General features: G+C 59.2%; 1 protein-coding gene. It reads left to right on the top strand.

From position 1 onward, the window contains the following. Positions 1-36: 36 nt before the first annotated feature. Positions 37-781: M13-type metalloendopeptidase (locus EAO36_RS08270; protein WP_328588062.1), on the top strand; the 745-nt coding region annotated here is incomplete at its 3' end.

The following is a 781-nucleotide window of genomic DNA, read 5'->3' as shown; positions in this document are numbered from 1 at the left end:
GAAAATGTGGAATTCTCCAGCAAGGGTAAGGACCTGGTGGAAAACATCCGCCGTGGCTCAGCCTTCCTCCATGATTATGAGCTGAGCAAGGTGGGCAAGCCGGCGGACCGTGATGAGTGGGTGACCACCCCGCAGACCGTCAATGCCTTCTACAACCCGGTGGTCAATGACATCACCTTCCCCGCTGCCATTCTGCGCGCCCCCTTCTTCGATCCGGAAGCGGATGCGGCAGAGAACTTTGGTGCCATCGGTGCCGTGATCGGCCATGAGATCGGCCACGGCTTTGATGATCAGGGCAGCCAATACGACGGTGATGGCAACCTGAATTCCTGGTGGACCGATGAGGACCGTGAGGAGTTCACCAAGCTCACCACACGCCTCATCGATCAATTCGAAGGCCTGGTTCCGGCGGTGCTGAAGAAAAACGGTATTGAAACCACCGGCGTCAATGGTGCCTTCACCGTGGGTGAGAACATCGGTGACCTGGGTGGACTGGGTATCGCCGTGGTGGCTTATAAGAAGTACCTGGCTGATCAGGGCCTGGACTTTGCCACCTCCCCGAAGAAGACCTTTGAAGCTGAGGGTTCAGAACCAGAGCTCCTCGGCCAGGAATTCAACGGCCTGCAGCGTCTCTTCCTCTCCTGGGCACGGGTGTGGCGCACCGCGATCCGCCCCCAGATGGCCGTGCAGTACCTGGCGATTGATCCCCACTCCCCCGCCGAGTTCCGCTGCAACACCATCGCCGGCAATGTCGAGGAATTCTACGAGGCCTTCCAGGTCC

Source organism: Helicobacter mehlei (assembly GCF_003660265.1).
GTDB lineage: Bacteria > Campylobacterota > Campylobacteria > Campylobacterales > Helicobacteraceae > Helicobacter > Helicobacter mehlei.
Note: the sequence above shows the minus strand (reverse complement) of the source record. Positions and strands in the feature narration are given on the sequence as shown.